Here is a 25,085-nt window from a genome sequence, read left to right as displayed (position 1 = left end):
AAAAAGCAGACTAAGTCTCCATATGAATTAGTCTGCTTCAACATGTATTCCCTTCTCTTTCAAATTCCCAATAATCGTCATTATGACTGAATGTACAAGTCTATTTCGTTTCCCTCCACTTTAAATCTTTTCATATCTGGTTTCCATTCAAAATGTATTTCATTCACGATTAGATTGCTATGCACAAATTCATTATATTCCATCAGTACTTTTTCCATTTGTGAGTCTGTCTGCACAAATAGGTCTATGCGTAAATCAACAGAAAGCTCTAGTTCTTTCCGATATGTTTGAACAGCCCGAATAAATTCTCTAACCAGCCCTTCTTCTTTTAATTCTTGTGTTAATCGCGTATCTAATAAGACAAAAAATTGACTTCCTTCACCTAATTCAAAACCATCTCTTCCCTTTTTCTCAATGTTTACATCAGCGGTTGTTAAAGTGACAGTTTCGCCCGATTGCAGTTCTATATCAAGCTGCTTTTCTTTGAGTAATTTTGCCTTTTCGCCCTCTTGCAACTCACTGACTTTGTTTTTCACTTCACCGATTGCTTTGCCAAATTTTGGTCCAGCGACAGCAAAATTTAATTTTAGATCAAACTGGACTATACCTTGATCATCAGCTCGAAATTCTATTTCTTTTATATTGACTTCTTCTTTTATAATCGACGAATAACGTTGAAGCCCAGTTAAAGGAACGGCCTCATGTGGCACCACCAGCAATTTCGCTAATGGTTGTTTTGTTTTGATTCCCACCTCATTACGAAGCGATCTTGTCAGCTCTACGATTTGTAAAACCGCAGCCATTTCCTGTTCTAATTGTTCGTTTATAAGGCTTTCATCTGCTTGTGGATAATCTGATAAATGTACACTATCACCAATTAAATTGGAGTAGATATCTTCTGTCACAAACGGTGTATATGGTGCCATTAGCTGGCTGAGCTTTGTTAAAACACTGAATAAAGTGCTGAAGGCTGCTCTTTTATCTTCAGTCATTCCACTGCTCCAAAAACGTTGTCTAGATCGTCGTACATACCAATTGCTAAGTTCATCAAGAAACAAGGAAATCGATCTTGCCCCTTTCGTGATATCGTAATCCTCTAAGCTTTGTCTCACTTCTCTGATCACCGTGTGTAATCGCGACAAAATCCAATCATCAAGCATCGTGCGCCTTCCACCCAAGTCACTTGCAGGATTAAAGTGATCGATTTCTGCATACAGTGAATAAAAGGAATACACATTTTGGAGTGTATCTACCACTTTTGATTTTGCATGACTAACCGTTTTTTTGGAAAAGCGTTTATTATGCCATGGTGAACTATCCGCTAACAATGCCCATCTTAACGAATCCGCGCCAAACTCATTGATCAGTTCCACGGGATTTAAAGCATTCCCCTTACTCTTGGACATCTTTTGTCCATTTTCATCTAAAATATGCCCTAAAGAAAGAACTCGTTTATAGGGGGATTGCCCTGTAAATAACGTAGATACAGCTAATAAGCTGTAGAACCAGCCTCTTGTTTGGTCAACCCCTTCAATTACAACATCAGCTGGAAATTGTTTTTTAAATAAATCCTTATTTTCAAATGGATAATGATATTGGGCAAATGGCATTGATCCACTATCAAACCATACATCAATTACTTCACTTGTTCTGTGCATTTTGCCACCACAGGAACAAGTAAATTGAACTTGATCCATATACGGTTTATGCAATTCAATGTTTTCCGGAAGTTCGTGTGTGGAAAACTCTCTTAATTTCTTCAAGGAATGTGGGGCTTTTTCTTGCCCACATTCTTGACAGATCCATACATTTAATGGGGTACCCCAATATCTATTTCTACCGATATTCCAATCCACCATATTTTCTAAAAATTTTCCAAACCTACCATCCTTCATATGGGCAGGAAACCACTCAACGGCCTGATTATTGGATTGCATGGTTTCTTTGACTGCCGTCGTCTTGATAAACCAGCCTTCCATTGCATAATAAAGAAGAGGACTGTCACACCGCCAACAATGGGGATAACTATGTTCATATTTTTGTTTATCGAACAAGAGATTTTGTTTTGATAGCATTTTGATGATATCTACATCGCAATTCTTTACAAATCGACCTGCAAGCGGTGTTACGTCTTCTTTATAACGGCCCTTCGTATCAACCACATTCACGTAATCAAAATGATTTTCCTGCACGGCCTTGTAATCGTCTTCCCCATGGGCTGGAGCGATATGCACAACCCCCGTTCCACTTGTCTCTGTCACAAAATCAGCACCGAGAACTTTATGACCATTCGCTACCGTCACATAATGGAATGGCGGCTCGTAAGCAAGACCGATTAAATCTTTTCCCTTCATCACATTGAGGATTTCATAATCCTCTTTCATTACTACTGGAACCAGAGACTCTGCGAGAAGAAATTGCTCTGTTCCCTGTCTCACCCGTACATAATTCATCTCTGGATTAACAGCTAAGGCTACATTCCCTGGCAATGTCCAAGGTGTTGTCGTCCATCCTAACAGATATTCATTCTCCGTTCCTTTTAAACGAAATTTGGCAGTAGCGGATAAATCCGAAACATCCTTATATCCTTGGGCCACTTCATGGGAACTTAGAGATGTCTCACATTGAGGGCAATACGGCACAACCCGATGCCCCTTATACAAATAACCTTTTTCATGGATCGTAGACAATATATTCCAGACAGATTCAATATAATCATTATTCAAAGTGATATACGGGTTCTCCATATCGACCCAATACCCAAGTGCTTCCGTAAACTGCTTCCATTCATTTTCATAGGCAAAAACACTATCTTTACATTTCTGAATAAAATTCTCTATCCCGTACTGTTCAATTTGCTCCTTTCCGTGAATATTTAACTGTTTTTCAACCTCCAATTCAACAGGTAAACCATGCGTATCCCACCCTGCTTTTCTCAGCACTTGATAACCTGCCATGGTTTTGTATCTTGCAACAAAGTCCTTGATCGTGCGGCCAAGCGCATGTCCCGCGTGTGGTAAGCCATTGGCTGTTGGCGGACCTTCATAAAAAACAAATGCCTCTTTTCCTTTACGATTGGCAATGGAACGCCCAAACGTCCCTGCTTTTTTCCATTGTTTCCGAATGCGTACTTCCATTTCAACATTGGCTTCTTTCATTTTGTTCACCTCATTTTTATTTAAAAAACAAAAAACTCGACCCCTATACGCAGAGATCGAGTTTATATCTAAATATATATAATCTTCTTGAAACAAAATAAAAAAACCTTAGTAGTGGTTTTTTATCTGTCCATACACTACGTACCATCATACGCGTCCTGGGTATCGGTAGAATGCCGTCAAAGTTTAAATGACTTTCAACTTTGCTTCTCGGAGAGGATTTTCATTACGGTCTTACCGTTGACTTTCAGCACTTCGTCAACTCTCTGTAGATAAGATAAACATAACTACTCTTTCTCGTCATCAAATTTATTATGAAATTATTGTTAATCATAACGAAGCTTTATGTAAAAGTCAAATAGTACAATTGAACCAATAATCACCTGAGATCGATCCCAAATAAAATATTTGCTAAACTTGATGTTAAAGGCGAGCCAAGAGTAGGCTAAGGCTGTTTTCAGATTAGGAATGGTGATTACTGCTTGACTCTTCCTGAAGTTACTAAGAGATCTCATCCACGTATATTTGGTAACGTTTTGAATAGGGTTTTGATGCGCGATTGCTGAAGGACACGATTCTATTTATCCTAGTCAAATGTTTATTTAATCGGACTTTCTCCTTTGTTCCTTGTTCTCTTAAAATATTTGCCCGAATGATCTCTGATTCATCTTGCGTCAAGGTCACATCCTGAATCCATTCATCCCAAAGCCTGTTAAAATGATCGAACTCATGCTGTTCCGAATTATCCATTGTCGATTCCTCCTTCATTGGTTGTCGTCGCTTAGTTGTAGCATCATACGTTTTCTTGCAACACTTATTCGGTAGCGAACTGTACCTGCTGGTATCCCCAACAACTTGCTAATCTCTATACTATTCATCTTACCAACGGAATGAAGAATAATTATGCTCCGTAAATTCTCAGGCAGGCGGCTAATCGCAGCCTCAATGCTTTGAACATTACTTTTGATCTCATAAGCTTCTTCCGGGGAATGGACAACAGCCCCCTGAACGAGGACCTCTTTTCTCATACGATTCTCCGTTTCGTTACGGTTCGTTCTTTGACGATAATAATCGATAATTAAGTTTTTTGCGATTCGAAAAATCCAGTAACGGCAGTTATCCAATCCCATTTCATATCCCACATCGATTTGCTTCCACGCCCTGAGAAATACTTCCTGCATCAAATCTTTTGCAATTTCTCGTTGTTCTATTCGTGATAGGATATAGGCAAATACCGCCCTGTGGTACAAATCATAGGCTTTATCAAAGAAAGCCTCGTGCGTTAGATCATCCATGTGGATTTCTCTCAAAGCTAACAGCTGTTTCAATCGTCCCCATCTGTTCCTCAGTAAGCGCTGTCAGGATTGGGATCAGCTTCTTATCCACTGTTTTCAAGACACCCATTAGAATAATTTCGGTAACCTTTTCCTGTAAAAGCTGAGCGTCTACATCTTTCTCTATTATAAATTCACCCATTAGAATCAACGTAATCGGTTTCTTCATATATTCAAAGAACTCTCTACCTAGCTGTCCTCCGCCCATAAGCAATCTTGGATTATGGTGGTCATAAGCAATAATCTCTCCACTCGATTGTGTGATGAAAGGAGTCACCACACTCATGCTTTCACGCGGTATAAACAGTTGTCCCACTACAATAAGTTGCTTATAGCCGAATTTTTTCGGAGGAGACGTGATAAGAAGTTCGCCGGTCACAAGCAGAATATCCGAGCCATCAGCTCCTTGGTTTTCTAGAAATTCACCGCCAAGCTTCATCGTGCCGCCAATCTGATTGACTTTCCCTTCATCAGGGAGCCTAATGACAGTACCGACGCTGTTCATTGGAATACTTGCCAGTGTACCTTGAAACGTATCGGATAAGAGAATCGCTCCGACCGCTGAAATTCTCGTAATATTACGTAGTTCGTCAACAGATTTCATATTCCTTAGATCGACTACTGGAACAGCCCCAATTTTTCCGCTTAATTCAACACCATTTTCATTCATTCTGTTCAACCTCCGTCTTAATTTGATTTCTACCTCTATCTATAAAAGACGTTTGAAAGTGGAAACTGTTGGCGAATTAATTAAAAATTTTGAGCAAAAATTTAATATATAGATAAAGTTGCACCGCCGATTTGCAGGTGCAACTTTTCTATTCTTTATTTGAACTGGGCAAAGGCGACTAAAGAACCCTGATCACAAGATTCAAAGCCATTCTTTTCATAAAAATGCCTTACATCCGCTGCTTCTTCTGTCAACAGAACTTTTTGGCGAACATGGCGATATTTTTGTAAAATCCGTTGCATAAGCTGGGTTGCAATCCCTTGGTTTTGATAATCGTTTAATACAAGGATGTCCTGAATATAGAGGATCGTTAGCCCGTCTCCTACCACACGAATCATTCCCACTAATTCATCACAATCCCAGGCCGTTAATACATCTACTGATTGAGATACAGCTTGTTGTAAAACAGCTAAATCTTGTGTATACGCATACCATTGTACATCGTTATACAATGTTTCTAATTGTTCAATCTGGATGTTTTTCTCATATTTAAAATGTAAGTTCATGTATGCTCCTCCTCAAATTTGTTTTAATTTGAAGAGTTATTCCACAATTTCTCCACTGGCTTATGCCTCCTTTCGGCGTTTAAATTCAGTAGAACTAGTTTCTCTAAGACAAAAAGACACTGATCTTAATTTCATTTATTGGCATATACTTTTCCCCATACACTTTCAGCAATTTGAATCATATGTTTGATCTTATTCCATTGTTCCTCTTCTGTTAAAACATTTCCCTCTTCTGAGCTAGCAAACCCACATTGTGGGCTTATAGCTAAGTTTTCTAAGGGAATAAATTGACTTGCTTCAGCAATTTTTTCTTTTATTATCAAAGGATCTTCCAATTCCGGAAATTTAGATGTAATTAAGCCAAGGACAATTTCAACATCACGACGTTTTATATGTTTTAATGGCTCGAAACCGCCGCTGCGTTCATCATCATATTCTAGAAAGAATCCGTCATAATGTAATTGATCAAAAATAGGTGTGACATATGCGTAATCGCCATCCGTATGCAGGTGATTTGAGCGGAAGTTTCCACGGCACATATGGACTGTTGTGGTTAAATCTTCTGGTTTATCCTGTAAAGCATCATTCGTTGTTTTAATGATTAGATCTAAGATCTCGTCCTTACTTAATCCCGTTGAATCCATCATACGTTTGGTAAAAGTCGGATCATTAAATGCAGTAAAAGTCGTGTCATCAAATTGTATATAACGACAACCCGCATCATATAAAGCAGTCACCACTTCTCGATATGCAACACTTAAGTCATGAAACATATCGACTGCATTTGAATAGATTTCTTTCTCTCTTTCATTAATGGAACGATACATAATCACACTTGGTGCTGGAATGGCAAATTTCGTAACCTGCGTTCCATCGCCATACTTATCTACAACTTTCTTCAAGAATTTGAAGTGTTCAATCATGTAATGATGGTTATTTTTAATTTTATCTGTGACAACAATGGTAATTGGTTTTGGTTTATTCCCACCACCAAATGTTGCTTTTCTCTCATTTTTAATTAATTCAATCCCTTCAAAACCGGAAAAGAAATCATGATGCCAAATAATCCGTCTGAACTCACCATCAGTGATTGTTTTTAAGCCTGCCTCAATTTGTTTTTGTACAAGTTTTTCAATTTCACGATCCTCTACTTCTTTTAACGAAGCTTTATCGATTTCCCCTTTAGCATAAGCTGCTCTTGCTTGTTTGATAGATTCAGTTCTTAAAAAGCTCCCTACATGGTCACCTTTCAAGGGTAATTTATTTGCCATCAATAGCCATTCTCCCTTCCCCTAAAGCAAGAAGAGTAGTAGTTTCCGTCCACGATACTCTCCTTATTTGATGTAGGTTAAGTATAACATTGCTTAACCAATATTGTTCAAGATCTAAACTCTATACATTGCTATAACCTAAAACTATAGAGTGCTCGTGAACATCCACTGATTTTGAATCCAACGCTAGCACTTAGATGCAGTTGAGTCTTAATATCTGATCAACGTAAATAGCAGATACAAACAATTGAATAAAATGATGAACATATTTGGTTTGCCTACTGGAGAAGGGGTACCATCTGAACGAATTACATGTTTACTTGGGAGAACCGTTTTCGTCCCGCCTGTTACTTAAAAAAGGGAATATTCTCAGCTATTACATTCTCTATCTTCTGACCGTGAGCTTCAGTGAGTTCAGCAAGCCAGTTTTTTCCTTCTTCCGTCCCATTAAGAATGCTTTCCATCATTTGCGAATTGATTATTTGATTTGGTAAAAACAATATTGAATTCACAGCCCAATACAGTGAAAATAGCTCGAAGTCACCTTGGGTTGTTACCTGTTTGAGATATAAGTCAAAATACTTCTGAGCAAAAGGAATTCCTTTCAATGGCCGACCTTCATATTCTACCCCGGGCCATTTTAAATCTGCAACCGCGTTCAGCCACCAGGTAGGTTCAATCACTTCCTGCAATTTTTGAAGTACGCTAAGCTCAAAATCCGGCTGAGGGTTGACGCGTTGATCCCGCAAGCAGGATTCCAGTGCCTCTACTTCGATAGCAGCCATTGTCATCCCTTGCCCATAAATAGGATCAAAATTGCATAATGCATCTCCAAGGACCAACAATCCGGACGGCCAATGTGGCATTTGCTCAAAACGATTACGAAACAATTCTTTTATCCGATACCCTCTAGGTGTTGTAATCGGTTCTAGTTTTTCCAAAATAGCAGTGACAATAGGATCTTTGAGATTCGCAACTGCCTGTTCATATTCTTCGGCATCCGTAGTTGGGTAGTTACCACCCGCATTCCAAAGTAACATCTCTGCAATATTATTTTCAATCATGGCAAAAATCCCGGTATTTTCTCTTCTAACAGATTCTCCTTCTACATGAATAAGTGCCCATTTCTCAGCTAAATCTGGTGGGATCTTATAATGACGGGTGCTATATCCAAGAGAGACTTTTAAAATATCTGGTTTTGGTATAACTTTTCCCAAGTCCTGAAGCCATTTTGCCAGTTTGGATTGTCGTCCACTTGTATCTATTACCATATCAGCTGTAATTACTTTCTCTAGATTAGACTGTCCTCGTTCTTTTACACGGATGCCAGTAACTATTGTCTGATCCTGATTCGTTTGTAAACCAATAACACTTTGTTTAGGAAGAAAACGAACATGCGAAATTTCCTTTATACGCCGCCGTAATCCCCATTCCAGTAACGCCCTACTACACATAACATCCTTTTCTGTGTTTGGTACACTCAAAATTCCATATTGATTGATAAATCGATAACTCTTGTTCTCTGTTGAAGCGGCTCCCTGTGCAAGCAGATCAGCGTTAAGACCAGGAAAGAGCACCTCAATAATCATTTTCCCACGAGGGGTTAAACGATGTGGCTGAAATCCTTGCGGAACACCTGAACGATTTTCAGGCTCTTCAGGAAAATCATCTCTATCCACAATCAGCACCTCGTCATAATAATCTGAAAGCACTTTTGCGGCTAACAATCCTCCAATGCCCCCTCCAATAATAATTGCCCGTTCCGTTTTCCCTTTTGCAAGTGCAAGATTTGCAATTGTCATGATATTCCTCCCTTGAAATAAAAAACATATAACCAGATGGAGTAATCCTCCATTAACCGAATATACCATATACTGTTTATTGCATATGCAGTATATATCGTATACAATAATTTTGCAACAATACATTTAGCCATTTTTGAAAAAGTTAAATAATAAATAAAGGAATTTGTATCATAAAAATCCTCTATTTAAAACATTTACCTTATCCAAAGCACTGGATTGGAACGATATATTAAATTACGACTTTTTTTCTTTATTCGAAGGAGTCAAAGGAATCAGTAAACACTGGAGGGAAAAACATGAAAGAAAAGATGGGTGAGGGATTACCACGTGGTGTTGCACTTAGCTGGGGGCTTGGGAAACAACCGAAGAGAGGACCAAAAAGGGAATTGAGTATCGAGCAAATTGTAGAAGCCGCAATAGCGATTGCCGATAAAGAGGGATTATTGGCTGTATCTATGAATCGAGTCGCAACATCACTTGGTTTCACATCAATGTCGCTTTATCGATATATACCGAGTAAAGACGATTTACTACTTCTTATGCAGGAGGCGGCATGTGATATTCCAAACTCACTGAAAAAAAATGATATAGATTGGCGAAAAAATCTTCGCAACTTCTTTCACGCGATCGTTGGGGTATACATAAAGCATCCATGGTTTGGTGATATTCCTATTTCAGGTGTTCCTAGCACACCAAATAATCTTAAAGCTGTGGATTGGGCCCTTGGTGGCCTACGCAATCTTCTCCTCAATGATCATGAGAAGATGGCCATTATATTGTTAATCAGTAATTATGCTCGCGGGTGTGGTATGATTCAACGGGATATGACACAGGCAATTCAGGCAGGAGCCAGCCCCAGCACGCTTAGTGGCCAAGAATATAGCAGTGCACTTAAACAATTGGTTACAAGCGAACACTTCCCAAACTTACAGCCTATCATTGCATCTGGGGTCTATACAGACGAGAACAATGAAAATAACAATGTTGGAAATGATCTTGATTTTGGGTTAGAACGGCTATTAGACGGAATTGAGCACTATCTTCAATTAAAAGAGGAAAAATCAAAAAATGAATAAATGGGGACTGTCCCCATAGACATCTGAAAAATAATTAGACGGCTTAATAACACACATTTTGTGTTGCCGTCTTTCCTTTCCTGACTTCTATAAAGCCTTCATCTTGCTGTTCAATAACGAGCGATTTTTCAGTGTAATCGTGATTTCCTCTGTCCATATTATCGTAATTATGTTGATAGATAAACATTTCTGGGTTTATGGTTGCGATTGTAGCAATCTCTGGAGTTGTATGTTGATCTGTAAGTGAATCCGTAGACGTTTTTAAAGAACAAGCAGACAAAATCAATAATACAACAAAGGACAGTCCGATACGATTCATCAAATCCTCCCCTTTGTATATATTTTACACAATTAGTTGTAAGAACTTACTCATCTTATTGTCAGTATTTCGAACAATTCGAAATTTTTTTTATTGGCATTTATTGCGAGGAGAAATAACAAGAATCGGTAAAAGTCTTGGAGTAGGTATTTGTTTGAAAGGATATAGAGCAGCTTGACCTTATCAAACTGCTCTATGTTTATTTTACTTCTCTATTTTTTTACGTGAAAATTCCTCTTCCAAGATTGAATACGACTTTAGATCTCTGTGTTTTCCTTTCGTAAACATTCCTTTTCTTATGGTGCCTTCAAATATCATTCCTGCCTTCTCCATAACTCGCTGAGAGCCAGTATTTTCTACTATACATTTTGCTTCAATTCTTACCAAATTCATTTTTTCAAAGCCGAATTTTATTATTTCTTTTGTTGCTTCTGTCATTATCCCTTTTCCCCAAAATTCTTGAGAGAGAATATATCCTATTTCGGCTTTCTTGTGCTTTAGGCTTATCGTTACATAGTTTATTGTCCCTACAAGCTTTCGATTTTCTTTGAGTTCTATCCCCCAAAAGGCTATCTTGTTCTTTTTATATTGCTCCAATATATTATCCAAAAATGCCTTGGTATCTGATAAAGATTGATGTGTGTTCCAGCTTACATGTTTTGATACTTCATCGTTTGACCCGTAAATATGCATATCTCCTAAATCCTCTGTTCTTATCTTTCTTAGGACAAGACGTTCTGTTTCTAATGTTGGCAATTCAGCAAGAATTTTCGTTATTCCCATAAATAACACCTCTATTCTGTAATAAAGAAAACAACACCTCATCTTAAAGCCATTTTCCATGCCTCATAAAATTCTTTGACAGTGGAATAACGTTCTTCTCGATCTTTTTCAACAGCCTTTAATGCTATTTCATATAGCTTCTTTCCCGCTTCCCATTTTGAAAAGGAGTGATCCATTTCACCGCCCAGTAATCCAAATGTGATCGCTCCCATTGTGAAGACATTGGTTTTCGAATCAATTGGACTGCCTATAGTAAACTCTTCAGGTGATTTAGATCTGGCAGCACCCCAAAATTGTTCTCCTATATCGTTCAGAGATGGTGATGGGCGATAAAAGTCTATATCACAAATTTTTGTTTTATGATTTTTAAAATCGTATTAAATACTGCCATCATAAAAATCGACAGCAACAAATCCTTGCGATTCTACATAAGTATGAAAAGAAAAAATCATATCAAGGGAAGTTAAACGTTGCTGCAAGTCAAGATTTCTAAAACGATAAAAAGGTGAATCCGGGTGGTTGTACTTTGCTTTTCCAGCAAAAGACCAATGAGAATGTAAACACTCCCCTTCAAACCATTCAAATACGGCTGCATATCCATTATCCGCAGTGAAATGATCGAGCAATTTTATTAAATGTAGATGTTCTAGTTTTTTATAAACCGGGATTGCTTTTATTAATCGATTCACTGCATCCTTTGGATTTCCAGAGAAATCCTTCGGTTCGGCTCCGGCATATTTAACAAAAAACTTTCTATTATTATTTTTGACTCCGAAACTAATATTTCCAGAATCCTGTTCATCAAATACGCAAAAAACTTCGCCAAATTTCTTCAACCATGAAAAATTTTGTTTTGCTTTTAGCTGAAAGCTTATGTTGTCGATTGTTATTGTAATTAAATTCTGATGCTCAAAATTTACCATAAATCCTGATCCTCCTATAAATCGGGATCACGTAGTTTTTAGGGGCAATGATACGTTCACCCTTTGAATTGTACCCCACTAAAAATAATTGTCATTTTCATAAAACAACGCCTCCTTTCATAGTCGCTTGGAAACTGATTTTTGTTGTTTTCACAAATCCAGCCAATTAGGATATTCTAGGAAGACTTTTTAAAGAAAAAGGAGAACCAAAATAATCTTTGGCTCTCCTTTTTCTTTATCCTGGATCAACTAGCAATCTTTTGGGGATAATAACATCCTTACTGAATGAAGTTTCACATTATCATGATTTGTGAAAAGCCCTTACATCTTTTCCGTCCTTAGGGAACGCTTCATAATAGGCGAGGACGATAAAAGACCAAACTTATTGAATTTAGTAATCATCCACCTCACCCCTTTCGTTTTAAAGTATCCATAGTATACGTGATTCATTTTCAAAAGGCAATGCAGATTTACACAATTTACTAGTATCGCCCCATGAACTCAAAGTTCTTTATTATGTGAGACTTAACCTCATATAACAATCCCCATCTTCGTCAAGCTCTCCAGTATCAACAAATTCTAGTGATTCATATAATCTATAAGCAATCGTGTTCTTTTTTGCACAAGAAAGCATAATGGAATCGGCCCCATAAGATAGCGATTTCAAAACATCGATAAACTTTGCCAATGCTCGCTTTCCATAACCATTCCCTTGATATCTTTGGTCAATCATCAATCTGGAAATATAAAAGTGATTTTCATCTTCATCGGGATCGTTCTCATCAATTGGCTCATAAATTGCCATGGTGAACCCTACCATCACATCATTGTTATAAATAACGTATGGCATAGGGGTTATAACTCCATCATTTTGTAATGCAAATGCCTCCGACAAACTGTAAGCATTATTAGCGAGATGTTGCCACTGTTCTTGTGTAAAATCTAACTCGATACACTCTTCAAAATTTTCATCAGTTATTTTTCTTAATTCAATCATAATTACTCTTCTCCCCTCATATCTTCAAAAAATCCCCTGGGTTTGCGGCCATTAATAAAGTATTATCCAAGTATTGAAAAAACTACTTAAACATTTATCTAAACATAACATTCGAGTTTAACCTATTCAAGAGAATAACTGGCTATAATTTTTTTGTCTGAATTGAAAAAGCTATTCTTCTAGTTATTTAGTATCTTTCAAACCGAACAAGATATATTCCTGAAATACCACAAATTATCAAACAATTCTCACATAAATTTCTGTAATAAAATTGTAATATTTGTAATTTCATGGTAAAATAAACTTAGTTCTTCGGTGAAAACCAAGTAGCGGAGGGAATGATCATGATACCAATTGTAGAAAATACTCGACGAAGTCGATTCACACCAGGTGTAAAACGTTTTTTAATTGTAATAGGAATTATTGCAATTGTGGCTGCTATCCTACTTGCAGGTCTAAGCTACTATCAGGCAACTCATTTCAACTCAAAAATTGCCATTAATGATGTAAATGTAGGTGGGCTAACAGTAAAAAAGGCAATCAATAAACTAGAAACATCTACGTTAACGAACAAAGTATATATAGATGACGAACTTATTCTAGATGAGAATGGTACGAAAATGGCATTTTCGGATCAAGACATACATGTACTAAAAAAATTGTTAAAAAAACAGTGGACATTTTTTCCTTCCTCAGAGGAACAAAGTCACTGGTTGATGCCGAAAAAAACGGATGAGTTTCGAAGCAAAACACTGTACAAACAATTAGAAGAAAAACTCCTATCCATGAACGAGAACTTAAAGGCTCCTCAAGATGCAGAGGTTAAATTAGAGAATGGTAAAGTTGTCATCTCTGACAGTATCGGTGGAGAACAATATGATATTCCAGCTATATTAGAAGATTATAAGCAACAGAAATATACGAGCGATATCCACCTAAAGCCGGCATTCTTAAAGCCTGTCGAAGCAGATAACCCAATGGTGAAGGAATTGGAAAAAAAGTATCAGGCTTTCCTGGAGAGAACTGTTGATTATAAGGTACAGGATAAAGTGTATACCTTAAAAGCAAGTGAATTAATTAAAAACGCTACTATTTCAAATGATGATGAAGTGACAATCAGCGCAAATAATATTAAGAACAAGATTGATGAAATTAACCAAGCCCAGTCTACTTTAGATAAAAATATAGATTTTAAGACACAGTCAGGCAAGCTTATTTCCGTAAAAGCACAAGGTTATGGCTGGGCATTAGATCTCGATAAAGAAATAGCAAGTGTTCAAAAAGCTTTTGAAAAAGGAGAAAAATCCATCTCGGCCTCTAATATTTACGGACATGGCTGGACAAATGAAGGCATTGGCTATGAAACTACCAAGAATAACGGTATTGGTGACACATATGCTGAAGTTTCCATTGCAGAACAGCATATATGGATTTACAAAAATGGAAAATTAGTCGTCTCAACAGATGTAGTGACAGGCAAACATAGTACCGGCGAAGATACTTCTCCTGGAGTTTGGTATATTCTCTTTAAACGAACCCCATACACACTAAAAGGTAGTGCAGTAGGGAAGCCTGATTACGAAATTGATGTGAAATACTGGGCTCCATTTACAAACAGCGGGCAAGGTTTTCACGATGCCAGCTGGCGGAATAACTGGGCGCAAACAGCCTATCTCAATGATGGTTCAGGTGGTTGCGTCAATACGCCTCCGAACGTAATGAAAAAAGTGTATGATAACCTCAACACATACGATCCTGTAATAGTTTATTAAAAAGGACGGTTTTTGAGCTTCTAACAATGAAGTTCAAAACCGTCCTTTTATAGTAGGAGCTATCAGATCTGTTTGATATTTAACCCATAGCTAGCTCTTCCACCATCAGCAGCTAACCATCATGAATTGTCATTGAAAACCTCTCAAGCTGATTATTTCACTGCCTTCCAAATCGTCCATCGATCTTTTTCAACGATGGTATCAGTTGTTGCTAGTGAGGCATCTATATGATCGATTAATTCCTGCAATTCTTTATCAGCTAATTCATGCAAGATACTTCTCCCCGTTCTTTCTTTTAAGTCACTAAGTAATTGTTCTTTCGTAACATATACTTTTCTGACTTCCCATAACTTAACTTCTTCGATATCTCTAAATCCTACCGCTTTAAGAGTTTCGATAACGAGCTGACTATGGTATCTGCAATTCGTCTCTTTTTCAACTAATCTTGGGAAAAGTTCAAAGAAATGCCCTCTGATATGGTTTTCGTTCCCTGCTAATAAACAATCCTCAGGGGTACGGTCTTGAACAATATAAAAGCCATCATTCTTCAACACTCTATATGCCTCTTTGAAACAAGCTTCTAAATCCTTAATATGATGGATCAAAGCCCTTTCAAGCAGTAACTGAAAATTACTACTAGCTAAGCCAGTATCAAACGCATTCCCAAACTGGAAAGAGATGTTCCGATATTCTTTACAGTTTTCTCTTGCACCTTCAAGAATGGCCTGGGAAAAATCGACTCCAGTAACAGAAGTCACTCCCATATCTGATAATGCCTTCGAATAAATGCCGCCACCACAGCCAATATCTAAAGCGCTAGATATATTTTCGATTGGTACAAGGTTATTTATTGCTTCAATCCATGATTGGTCAGCATTTCGCGTTGTATAGCTTCTCTGATTTTTCTCGCTGTGAAAGTCAATTCCCACTTTCCATTCCTCCTCTCATTCTATTCTGGTTCACACAATCTATATTCCTTTACTCATATTGGAAAATCTCGGACCAGGATAAAAGCCAACTTTTCGATAAAGGGCTTCGGCATGGTTGCCGACCGTAACGCAGAGTTTCACGACCTTTGTGTGCTCACTAGCACTTGCTCTTATATACTTGAGCATATATTCAGCAAGTCGTTTGTTTCTGTGTTTAGGGACGACACACATATCACCGATCTCGGCAAATCCCAATGGCATATTTTTACTGATGCCAGCAATACAAAGTCCGGCAATTTCTTGCTCCTCATCAAGTAGAACAATGGAAAGATTCCTATATTGATAGACCTTCAGCAGATATTCCACATCCTTTAGGACCTCGTCTTCATCTGGGGTGCCATAGACTTTATAATCAATGCCTCCCTTGTATCCTTCCATCATCACCTCAGCTATTTTTTTACGATCAAACTCTTTATTTAGAACTTGCAAAGTGAAGCCAGCGGGTAACTTCGCTGTGATGCTCGCATCAGCTGGACAGCACATTACCTGTCGAGTGACATCTATGCTATATCCTAATGTTAGCAAAATATCGATATCTTTTTGCAATACCCCATTAATATGACGAATGTCATTGCAACAACTAGATAGCGCCTTCCAAAATACAGTTCTGTCCGAAAAAGGTGCGATCAAAAACGGAAACATAACCGTCTGATTATTAATAATCGCACCGCCTATTTTTTCATTATTATATATAAGCCAAAAACATTGATCCGTAAACGTAGTATCATTTAGTCGAGTATTCCAGTCATACCACATTTCAATATCCGCATCGGCATAAATGACTTGATACACAGCAAACAAGTCCTTTTCAGCCTGTTCTAATTTATATTTTGACATATACAAACTCCTATTCTGGAAGGTAATAAAAATTGAACGAGCATTAGCCTTTCTTCCAATCTGATTTACTTAGCATGTAGTGATTGTAACGTTGATTGTCAATCGTTAATTGACGTAGGTAAGTAAAACTACATTTTTGAATCACTTTATTGGATGGTAGATTCTGAATCAAAGCAATGGCGTTCATATTTTCTACATTTGTATGCGTAAACAAATACTCTATTAAGCCATTTGCAGCTTTCGTTGCATATCCTTTCTTTTGATATTGACTTGAAATAGCATATACAATCTCTCTGTTCGGCTGAGGCAGCTCATCTTTCATTCCCGTACAGCACCAACCAATACATTCATCTGTTTCCTTTATGAATACGCCAAGTTTCAAAAAATGGCCGTCTATATTTGCAGTTTTAGCAGCCTGAAGAAATGCTTGATTCGCTGGTATTTCGTATTGGGCCGTCCACTCAATCCTCTGTTCTTTTGTTGATTTCCAGTCTGGTAGGAATGTTGATATTTCCGGCTGATTGGAAATTCTGTATATACTTTCGGCATCTTCTATTCGAAACTCTTGGAGGTAAAGATCGACACAATCGATTCTAAATAAGTTATACAATCTTTTTTGTTCCATCAAATTACTCCTTATAAGGGATTTTTTATGATTTCTTCCTCAATTCCTTGAAACAATTCATAAGCTCCCTCCGACTTGTTTGAGCATATAACTGATTGAATATTGTTTTCAGGATAATAAGCAGAATGAAAACTAACACCCGGATCATAGCCCATTATATGATATTTCAATATGGACTCTCCCTTTTTCTCTATCCAGACCCCATAGCCATAAAAGCTATTCTCATCATCACTGTAAATATGGGGAGTGAGCAATTTACACGTATAGGCTTCACTTAACAGTTGATGATTGAAAAGTGCCTTCCATAAATTTGCCATATCCTTAACAGTCACAAATGCTCCCCCATCAGAGCCACCTTTTACCGGCAGTGAGTAAATATTTGTTTTCCAACTACCGTCAGAAAAATCTAGATAACCAAGTGCTGTCCTTGAAGGAAGAGAGTCAAATTCGAAATAACCCGAATCCACCATACCAGCCTTTGTAAAAATATTTTGCTTGATATAATCGGCAAATTTTTGCTCACTGACCTGTTCGACGATCAGCCCTAACAAAATATATCCGGCATTGTTGTAGTGAAATCTTTCCCCTACCTTTAATTTCATGGGCTGATTTTGAAATAGCGGAAGAAAGTCTTGTAAACTTCTTATTTGATACATTGGAGTCTGAATCCACAACTCTTCAAAATCATCCATCACTTCCTCATCGAAGTAGTCTGGGATGCCCGATGTGTGTGTTAAAAGATGATGGACAGTGACCTCTTCAGAAAAATGAGGGAAAGAAAAGCTTAGACACTCTTTTAATCTTGTATCAAAGGATAGTTTTCCAGCTTCAACAAGCTGACAAATGGCGATAGCCGTAAAAAGTTTACATCCAGAAGCGATGCCAAAACGTGTACTTGGCTGATTTTCAATTTGTTCGGAACGGTTCGCGAATCCATAATTTGTCTCTGCCAAAACTTCATTGTTTTCTTGGACAAGGACTGCCCCTGAAAAGTGATTTTCATCTTGAATCTGATTTAAGCGCTTTATAATATTAGTATTCATCTGATTCCCTCCATTATTTAACTAGCTGTTCAAATCCATACTTACAACATACAGTGAAAGCTGGCTTCAAATCCCTTTTCTGTGCAAGGAATAAAAAACATATCTAGGTCCGATAAGGCTGTGGCCTTACCTTGTGCATAGGAACCATAATAAGCAACAAGTGCAATATCATCCTTATATGTTCTTTTAATCCTATCAACTAAAATATTGGCGATCGCCATAGCATCTGCCATCAATTACTCTCCCCTTCGGTAAAATCTATTCAACTCTAAACGATTCTGGTGTGAATTTATCATTATCATGCACCCCCTTTGTTTACATAAAAAAATGGCACGATTCTCGATGCCCTTTCCACATAAAAAAAGAATGGCAAATGAACAAACACTCATTTACCATCCTGTGATTAACTGTATAAAATTCGGAAAGTTCTCAGACTACCTTATAACGAAATAAAGGAGTAAATATGATTGTTCTTATCTGTCAATCGAAAAAGGACATACTTCTCCTATTACAAGATCCGCTTTTTTCGACCGAACTATTTAATTCATTAGATAAGAACTTGTATAATCATTAATCGAAATTCTCCTTGCACCATTAATTTTCATCATTTTACCATACAACTGTTCATATTTATATAGTTTAATGGAAATATTTTGTGAATTTAGTGTTTTATTTTCGAGCATTTGTAAAACTAATTCTTATTTCTATTTATAAATATAATCAAATTAAAAATGACGCTTATTCTTGTTACGAATAAGCGTCATTTTCAACAATTGTATTTATATTTTCCCAACCATATACAAATTCAGTTAGCTGCTTTCCTGCTATTTCAATCTCAGCCGTGTCAATTTTTTTCGCTCCGAGAGATTCATAGAAGAAACGGGAGCGGTTTTCTGCCAACACTTGGACGATCATCGAGAAAATATTATTCTCCTGTAAATCCTCAATTACAGCCTCTACTAGCAGCCTCCCTATGCCTTCCCTCTGGTACTCTTCTAGGATATAAATGGCATATAATTCTCCTATATAATTTGGATATTTCTCGGTTCGTTCCTTCCCTCCGTTAGCAAAACCAACAATTTCTCCAGTATTAGTTTCAGCAATAAATACCGCTGTTTGTGGAATGATATCTTTCCATTTTTCTTCCCTGCTCTCATATGTCATACTATGTAAATACTTATCCGGCACAATCCCCTTATAGGTTGTTCTCCAACTATCAACCTGTACTTTTGCAATGCCTTTCGCATCTGTTTGTTCAGCTTGTCTAATCTTCATGGCGTCCTCCAATTAGTCCGATAAAATTTCATCCTTGATCATATTTACCTGCTCAATCATATGCCCAATGTTACCTTCCCCCGCATACCTGCTCATATCGAAAAAGTTTTGCTTCAAATCCGTCCAATACAACTCATTTTCATCTCCTGAAACTTGGATATCCCGCTTCAACCTGCCAACATAAACTTCCACATAGCATTGATGAACATAGTAGGTAAAATCCATGACATGATGCAGTGTCACATCTGCTTTTGAAATGCTTGTCTCTTCAAACAATTCCCGATAGGCTGCTTCCATGCCAGTTTCTCCATCTTCAATTTTCCCACCAACAAAATTACTTAAGCCTTTATATGGGTCCCTTAATCGCTCACACATTAACAACGCCTTCATATCGTTGCTATAGACCATTAGAACATTATATCCTTGCATTGTATCTTCCATATTAAAAACATCCCTTTTTCGGTATCAGAATTGTCCAAATCGCCTTCGTATAGGCAACTTTCATTCCAGCTCTTTCCATATTTCTAAGACTTCCGCTGCCATAACCTGTTTGTCCGACAATCATATGACAATGATTTTGTTGAGCCTGTTGTAATCGCTTTTTGACTAAAGCGCTGTGCACACCTTTATTTCTATATTCAGGTGTGGTCGCGGATGCAGCGAGCGTTGCTATCCCATTCTGTTCAAATAAAACACCTATTCCGGCTGGCTCCCCTTTTACACGTGCCAAGTAAAAGGTCCAGTGCTCATTATGATGCAAAACCTGATTATTTTGCGCCACAAAATCGATTAACGAAGATGGCATGTTAAACCCTTTCGTATAAATCCGGCCAAAAATAGCAAATTCATCATCCTCAAATTCATGGATCGAAATCGAACTGTCTTCTTCTGTGTTCAATAGAATATCATCCGTTACTGGACCATAAAGTGCCGTACGGAAGCCGCATTGAAAATAGCCTCTCTCTGAAAGCAACTGAAATAGTTCAGCAGAACAATGAGCAGGAGTGATTTCAAAGTTTGCTGATATTTCTCTTTCATGATAAAAATCTAAAATGGCATCAATCTCATCCAATTGATTCCCACTAATCCCCTTCACATTATTGAATGAGGGACCCGGAATATTCTTTACATAAAAGGCAACAGCATCACCAAATTTTTTTATTTCCCCCCCCATCGGGTTACCTTCTATTTTCTGAACACCTGTCAATCGTGATTCCAAAAGTTCTATTTCTGATTGTTCGATTCTACGTGCAAGCTCTTCCGTCAAAATAAGCGACATTGATCACACCTCTTTCTTTATATTTTAAAAAGGATTTAGGCAAGTTCGATATACCGCTGTAATTGCTCAGCTATTTGATGGTTCCCTTGTTCTTTAGCTATATCGATCGCTGTTTTTCCGTCATTTATCTTTGCATCGATTGTAGCGCCATATTCAATTAAAAGACGAACTATTTCTTGGTTGTTATCATGAAAAGCAGCAGTATGTAGAACTGTAAACCCGTTACTATCAACGTTGTCTGGATTCGCGTTATTTTTTAAAAGGAGTTCAATGATTTCTAAATCCCGTGCTCCCGCTATGGCAGCATGAAGAGCTGTATTGGATGGGATAAAGTCTATTTTCGAGTGGGAGATGGCATTGACATCTGCGCTAAAATCTAAGAGTAGTTGGACTGCTTGCTTATTTCCTAGATGTGATGCAAATCCTAGTGGAGTTATCCCTTGCTCATTTTCTATATTTGCAAAAGATGAATTGGCAACCAGAGCCGTTTCCAATGCGTGAACGTTATTTGATTCTATATGTCGAAATATATCCATTACTTTTTCGTCCATAATAAAAACCTCCATTATTTTTGTTTATAATAACTTCTATATTTCTACAATAAAACCTTTTTTCCATCGACTACTTTACCCACGTTTCTTTTTAGTGATAAGCTAATAGCTTCTGTAGGAATCGGCCTTTAATAGGAAAACAGGGATAATGGCGAATATAGCAAAATAGGACTTCCTCCAACTTCAGTTTCCATCAAATCCTCCACCAAACATTTTGGCCTGAACCAATCGGGCTTTTACTCAAAAAAGCGGAAGCGCCTGTCCAGCGACGTACAAATTTAAAGGGATCTGACGAGATAAAGGAAACACGATGAGCCCAAAGGGTGAATCGATGTTGACTTATCGTAGGAAGAAACCGTAAATTTGCTAGGCGCTACAACTAGATTAGGGCAGTGTATCTCCACCTATGCTTCTCCGTATTCTCTAAAGCCTTGAGATGGGGGTATTACTGCCCGTTAATGCGGGATGAACTCTTCTTTATCAATAATTTTTTGGAAGAAAGACTTAATCTCTTCAAAATATTTGGGATATAAATTTGCGTGTATCATGAACATATTTATTTAATTTTGCGACCAACTCAAAATCGCTTGTTTGACTAATATTCATTTTCTTCTTCCTCTTTGTAAAAACTTTCCTACAATTAAATACTAACATAAAATCTATCTATATGAATAAATCGTCCGAAAATTAAGATATTTTAAATAGATTATGTGATTGAAGGTATGAATAATTCCTTTGTTTAAGAAAAGCGCAAGCGCCTTGCTCAGCCCCGACAAGCAAATGTTCTGAGACAAGAAAAGTCCGGTTTTGACTTTTATTGGCTCAGGTTATTTGACCTCGAGGGGCTAGGCGCTGGAGCTAGATCAAAACACTAGCCAAAATTTTATACTTTCTTATCGTTGAACAATAACCAAGAGGCCTTTTCTATAAGATTTATTGATCACATGAGAGGTCGTTGATAGCTTTGCAGCCGAACAATTTTACTCAAATTGTTCGGCTGCAAACTGAAGCATCTTTTTCATATTCTTTTGAGCATAGTTACTATCGAAGTTTACTTCATAGCCATGGGGTAAAAACGTTATCTCTTTCCCATAATAATTAAATTGATGTTCGATACCGAGTTTATCTAACCTTTTATCAAAAGCGTTTGCTTGTTTATAAAAGGAGGCCGTGTTTCCGTCGGAGATGAAAACTGGCGGATAATTGGTTGTCACATTTTTTACTAGGTCAGCTTGTTTTGCGGATTGTTTGGTTTCATAGTCATTGCCCCAATATGCTCGACCATAAATAGACCATAGATAATCCTTCAGCCAACTATCCTTTGATTGAGCAAATTTAGTGGGTTCAAATAAGGCAGAGTTAAAAATAACGCCTTTTATGGAATCTTCCCCCATTACAGGTTGGATATTCAGCTCTTTGGCATATTCACGTTCTGTTTGGGCCATCGCAAATTGCCCGATAATTTGTCCTCCTGCTGAACTTCCACCCAACATAACCCTTTCCATATCTATACCATATTCATCTGCATGTACTTTTAAAAACTTGATGGCTTCACTCATTTGATACAACGGTGTTGGATAAGGATATTCAGGCGCAAACGCATAGTTGATAGATACGACATTATATCCAGCATTTGTGAATGAGGTATAATAATCAATCTCTGTACGGCCAGATTGATCTTCCTCTACCTTATCTCCTGTTACAAATCCTCCGCCATGAATAAAAATATAGGTCGGTCTTAAGGTCGATAGATCTTTGTTAGAAACATAAATATCTAAGAAACTGTTGGGGTACTGTGTGCCATATTGTATATCATTTATGTACATTGTTCCATCTTTCAACTCCGTCACCATCGACTTTTTCTCAGGTTGATAAGAATTTTTGTGTTCAAAAAATAATTGAATCCCCACCATCGGACGAACGGCTAGAAACATAATAAAGCCCACAAGCATGATTATAAAAACTCCGACAATTGCCCCTAGAGATTTTGCTCCAAATGTAAGGATTTTACGACTTTTCGGCTGCTGACTCTTTAGTGTTCGGGTCTTATAAAATCGTAATACGATTAGCAGAAATCCCATTACAATAGAAGCAAAAGCATTCATACATAATAGGATATAGTGATAGTAAAACAAGAATACGAGTTCTAGCAGAATTACAATAACTCCAATGCAGGCTAGCCAGGTTTGCTTGTTCACAAAAGCAAAGGTTAGTTGAATTACAAACAAAATCAGAATACATATATGCAATATTTCCGTAAAATTAACAAGCACTAAAGAGGCTGCACCTAGGATAAACATGCCTCCCCCTATTATCGCCCCTAAGAAAGTATGATCAAGCTGCTTTTTCATATACACTTCTCCTTCTCACTTTCAGATCCTATTCCCTAATCGCCTTTCTGAATAACATCCAGAAAACCGGATCGGAAAATTATTTTAAAGCGCGAAGGAATGTATCCTAGTGCAACCTTCCATATGCTCCACTAATGATAGTCTCGCTTTATATACCCCTTCCTAAAAAAGGACGAGCGTTACATACAGCCCGACTAGTGTGATAAATAGAATAGGGATGGTTAACATAATACCTGTTTTAAAATACGTCTTCCAAGAGATTTTAATACCTTTTTGTGATAAAACATGAAGCCATAATAATGTAGCTAGTGAACCAATGGGCGTAATTTTCGGACCTAAATCTGCTCCAATTACATTTGCATAAATCAGTGCCTCGCGTGTGACACCTGACGTTTGAGTCTCCGCAATAGCTAAGGCGTCAATCATAACCGTTGGCATATTGTTCATAATAGAAGATAAAATTGCTGCGATAAAGCCCATGACAATCGTGGCAATAAATAACCCTTGTTCTGCGCTCGCTTGGATGATACTTGCTAGTACATCTGTTAATCCCGCATTCCTTAACCCGAAAATCACCACATACATGCCAATTGAAAAAAATACGATATTCCACGGAGCCTCTTTTATCACCACTTTTGTATTCACCGTCTTACTCTTTCTCGCCATGAAAATAAAGAAAATCGCAGTAATCCCTGCAATAATGGATACAGGCAGATGAATAAACTCACTGATAAAGTAGCCGATCACGAGTATTCCTAGAACATACCATGACATTCGGAACAATCTTGCATCTGTAATCGCTGCTTGTGGTTTTCTTAAATGAGAAAGATCGTATGTTCTTGGAATACTTTTTCGAAAGTAAATTAGTAAGACTGATATCGTGGCTAATAATGAAAAAACATTCGGGATCACCATACGCATTGCATATTCCACAAATCCGATTCCAAAGAAATCTGCTGAAACGATATTTACTAAATTACTGACTACAAATGGCAGTGAGGTTGTATCAGCAATAAATCCACTCGCCATAATAAACGGGAATACCATTTTTTCCTGAAAATTTAAGTTACGAACCATTGCTAACACAATCGGAGTCAAAATAAGAGTTGCTCCATCATTTGCAAAGAATGCTGCAACAATTGCTCCCAAAATACTCACGTAGATAAACATCTTAATGCCATGTCCCTTTGCGGCTCTGGCCATATGAAGAGAGGCCCACTCAAAAAATCCGATCTTATCTAAGATTAAGGAAATCAGGATAATAGCTACAAACGCTAATGTAGCGTTCCAGACAATTTGCGTCACCTCTATAACATCATGAAAACCTACTACCCCTACTAACAAGGCAACAATCGCTCCGCCACATGCTGACCAGCCGATCGATAACCCTTTTGGTTGCCAAATAACAAACACTAATGTGATCAAAAAAATAAACGAAGCTAGTATAACTGATAATGACAA

At 37.6% G+C, this 25,085-nt stretch carries 23 protein-coding genes and 1 pseudogene; 2 read left to right on the top strand and 22 right to left on the bottom strand.

The features are described 5' to 3' along the window. Window positions 1-80 precede the first annotated feature (80 nt). The 7 genes from ileS to IPU53_RS07230 form a co-directional block, all read right to left on the bottom strand. Window positions 81-3,158: an isoleucine--tRNA ligase gene (ileS, locus tag IPU53_RS07260; RefSeq protein ID WP_207449365.1), complete on the bottom strand. Its 3,078-nt coding sequence runs from the start codon at window positions 3,156-3,158 to the stop codon at window positions 81-83. A 501-nt stretch (window positions 3,159-3,659) separates the two neighbouring features. Continuing rightward, window positions 3,660-3,908 carry a hypothetical protein gene (locus IPU53_RS07255; RefSeq protein WP_207449363.1) on the bottom strand — a complete coding sequence of 83 codons (249 nt, stop codon included), beginning with the start codon at window positions 3,906-3,908 and terminating at the stop codon, window positions 3,660-3,662. A 14-nt stretch (window positions 3,909-3,922) separates the two neighbouring features. Continuing rightward, window positions 3,923-4,453: an RNA polymerase sigma factor gene (locus tag IPU53_RS07250; RefSeq protein ID WP_207449361.1), complete on the bottom strand. Its 531-nt coding sequence runs from the start codon at window positions 4,451-4,453 to the stop codon at window positions 3,923-3,925. After that, window positions 4,446-5,162, bottom strand: a complete 717-nt coding sequence (locus IPU53_RS07245; protein WP_207449359.1) for a hypothetical protein — start codon at window positions 5,160-5,162, stop codon at window positions 4,446-4,448. The genes IPU53_RS07250 and IPU53_RS07245 overlap by 8 nt, the downstream gene beginning before the upstream one ends. A gap of 155 nt (window positions 5,163-5,317) precedes the next feature. Continuing rightward, window positions 5,318-5,728: a GNAT family N-acetyltransferase gene (locus tag IPU53_RS07240; RefSeq protein ID WP_207449357.1), complete on the bottom strand. Its 411-nt coding sequence runs from the start codon at window positions 5,726-5,728 to the stop codon at window positions 5,318-5,320. Window positions 5,729-5,859: 131 nt separating this feature from the next. Further along, window positions 5,860-6,999 carry a 5-methyltetrahydropteroyltriglutamate--homocysteine S-methyltransferase gene (locus IPU53_RS07235; RefSeq protein ID WP_207449355.1) on the bottom strand — a complete coding sequence of 380 codons (1,140 nt, stop codon included), beginning with the start codon at window positions 6,997-6,999 and terminating at the stop codon, window positions 5,860-5,862. Window positions 7,000-7,346: 347 nt separating this feature from the next. Beyond that, a complete protein-coding gene (locus tag IPU53_RS07230) occupies window positions 7,347-8,801 on the bottom strand; it encodes an NAD(P)/FAD-dependent oxidoreductase (RefSeq protein ID WP_207449353.1) in 1,455 nt (484 codons plus the stop codon). A 299-nt stretch (window positions 8,802-9,100) separates the two neighbouring features. Between IPU53_RS07230 and IPU53_RS07225 the strand changes: the two genes are divergently transcribed. Continuing rightward, the gene (locus IPU53_RS07225) at window positions 9,101-9,880 is read left to right on the top strand and encodes a TetR/AcrR family transcriptional regulator (RefSeq protein WP_207449351.1); all 780 of its coding nucleotides are present in this window, start codon (window positions 9,101-9,103) and stop codon (window positions 9,878-9,880) included. Between the two features lie 43 nt (window positions 9,881-9,923). On the opposite strand, the gene IPU53_RS07220 is transcribed toward IPU53_RS07225, so the two are convergent. From IPU53_RS07220 to IPU53_RS07205, 4 genes and pseudogenes are all read right to left on the bottom strand, one after another. Further along, the gene (locus tag IPU53_RS07220; protein ID WP_207449349.1) at window positions 9,924-10,199 is read right to left on the bottom strand and encodes a hypothetical protein; all 276 of its coding nucleotides are present in this window, start codon (window positions 10,197-10,199) and stop codon (window positions 9,924-9,926) included. Between the two features lie 204 nt (window positions 10,200-10,403). Further along, window positions 10,404-10,982 carry a GNAT family N-acetyltransferase gene (locus IPU53_RS07215; protein WP_207449347.1) on the bottom strand — a complete coding sequence of 193 codons (579 nt, stop codon included), beginning with the start codon at window positions 10,980-10,982 and terminating at the stop codon, window positions 10,404-10,406. A gap of 38 nt (window positions 10,983-11,020) precedes the next feature. After that, window positions 11,021-11,905, bottom strand: a pseudogene (locus IPU53_RS07210) (serine/threonine protein kinase). Window positions 11,906-12,419: 514 nt separating this feature from the next. After that, the gene (locus tag IPU53_RS07205) at window positions 12,420-12,902 is read right to left on the bottom strand and encodes a GNAT family N-acetyltransferase (protein WP_207449345.1); all 483 of its coding nucleotides are present in this window, start codon (window positions 12,900-12,902) and stop codon (window positions 12,420-12,422) included. A 344-nt stretch (window positions 12,903-13,246) separates the two neighbouring features. Here IPU53_RS07205 and IPU53_RS07200 point away from each other — a divergent pair, with 344 nt between their 5' ends. After that, on the top strand, window positions 13,247-14,674 hold the full coding sequence (locus IPU53_RS07200) for a L,D-transpeptidase family protein (protein WP_396019918.1): 1,428 nt from the start codon (window positions 13,247-13,249) through the stop codon (window positions 14,672-14,674). A gap of 152 nt (window positions 14,675-14,826) precedes the next feature. Here the strand turns inward: IPU53_RS07200 and IPU53_RS07195 are convergent, their stop codons facing one another. The 11 genes from IPU53_RS07195 to IPU53_RS07145 all read right to left on the bottom strand — a co-directional run bounded on the left by IPU53_RS07195 (window position 14,827) and on the right by IPU53_RS07145 (window position 25,085). Further along, window positions 14,827-15,603, bottom strand: a complete 777-nt coding sequence (locus IPU53_RS07195; protein ID WP_207449341.1) for a class I SAM-dependent methyltransferase — start codon at window positions 15,601-15,603, stop codon at window positions 14,827-14,829. A gap of 39 nt (window positions 15,604-15,642) precedes the next feature. Further along, window positions 15,643-16,500, bottom strand: coding sequence for a GNAT family N-acetyltransferase (locus IPU53_RS07190; RefSeq protein ID WP_207449339.1), 858 nt, complete (start codon window positions 16,498-16,500; stop codon window positions 15,643-15,645). 43 nt (window positions 16,501-16,543) lie between these two features. Then, complete coding sequence (locus IPU53_RS07185; RefSeq protein WP_207449337.1) at window positions 16,544-17,125, bottom strand: GNAT family N-acetyltransferase; 582 nt, start codon at window positions 17,123-17,125, stop codon at window positions 16,544-16,546. Between the two features lie 11 nt (window positions 17,126-17,136). After that, window positions 17,137-18,168 (bottom strand): serine hydrolase domain-containing protein, encoded by a 1,032-nt coding sequence (locus IPU53_RS07180; RefSeq protein WP_207449335.1) that lies wholly within the window; start codon window positions 18,166-18,168, stop codon window positions 17,137-17,139. A gap of 41 nt (window positions 18,169-18,209) precedes the next feature. Further along, window positions 18,210-18,401, bottom strand: a complete 192-nt coding sequence (locus tag IPU53_RS07175; protein ID WP_242698121.1) for a nucleotidyltransferase domain-containing protein — start codon at window positions 18,399-18,401, stop codon at window positions 18,210-18,212. Between the two features lie 514 nt (window positions 18,402-18,915). Continuing rightward, window positions 18,916-19,443 carry a GNAT family N-acetyltransferase gene (locus tag IPU53_RS07170; protein WP_207449333.1) on the bottom strand — a complete coding sequence of 176 codons (528 nt, stop codon included), beginning with the start codon at window positions 19,441-19,443 and terminating at the stop codon, window positions 18,916-18,918. Between the two features lie 12 nt (window positions 19,444-19,455). Continuing rightward, window positions 19,456-19,872 carry an NUDIX hydrolase gene (locus tag IPU53_RS07165; RefSeq protein WP_207449563.1) on the bottom strand — a complete coding sequence of 139 codons (417 nt, stop codon included), beginning with the start codon at window positions 19,870-19,872 and terminating at the stop codon, window positions 19,456-19,458. Window positions 19,873-19,885: 13 nt separating this feature from the next. After that, window positions 19,886-20,722: a GNAT family N-acetyltransferase gene (locus IPU53_RS07160; protein ID WP_207449331.1), complete on the bottom strand. Its 837-nt coding sequence runs from the start codon at window positions 20,720-20,722 to the stop codon at window positions 19,886-19,888. 35 nt (window positions 20,723-20,757) lie between these two features. Continuing rightward, window positions 20,758-21,273, bottom strand: a complete 516-nt coding sequence (locus tag IPU53_RS07155) for an ankyrin repeat domain-containing protein (protein ID WP_242698120.1) — start codon at window positions 21,271-21,273, stop codon at window positions 20,758-20,760. Window positions 21,274-22,253: 980 nt separating this feature from the next. Continuing rightward, window positions 22,254-23,624, bottom strand: a complete 1,371-nt coding sequence (locus IPU53_RS07150; protein WP_207449327.1) for an alpha/beta hydrolase — start codon at window positions 23,622-23,624, stop codon at window positions 22,254-22,256. Between the two features lie 162 nt (window positions 23,625-23,786). Next, complete coding sequence (locus IPU53_RS07145) at window positions 23,787-25,085, bottom strand: arsenic transporter (RefSeq protein ID WP_207449325.1); 1,299 nt, start codon at window positions 25,083-25,085, stop codon at window positions 23,787-23,789.

Source organism: Bacillus sp. SD088, assembly GCF_017355205.1.
Taxonomy (GTDB): Bacteria; Bacillota; Bacilli; order Bacillales; family Bacillaceae_C; genus Lederbergia.
This window is presented reverse-complemented; position numbering and strand designations above follow the sequence as displayed.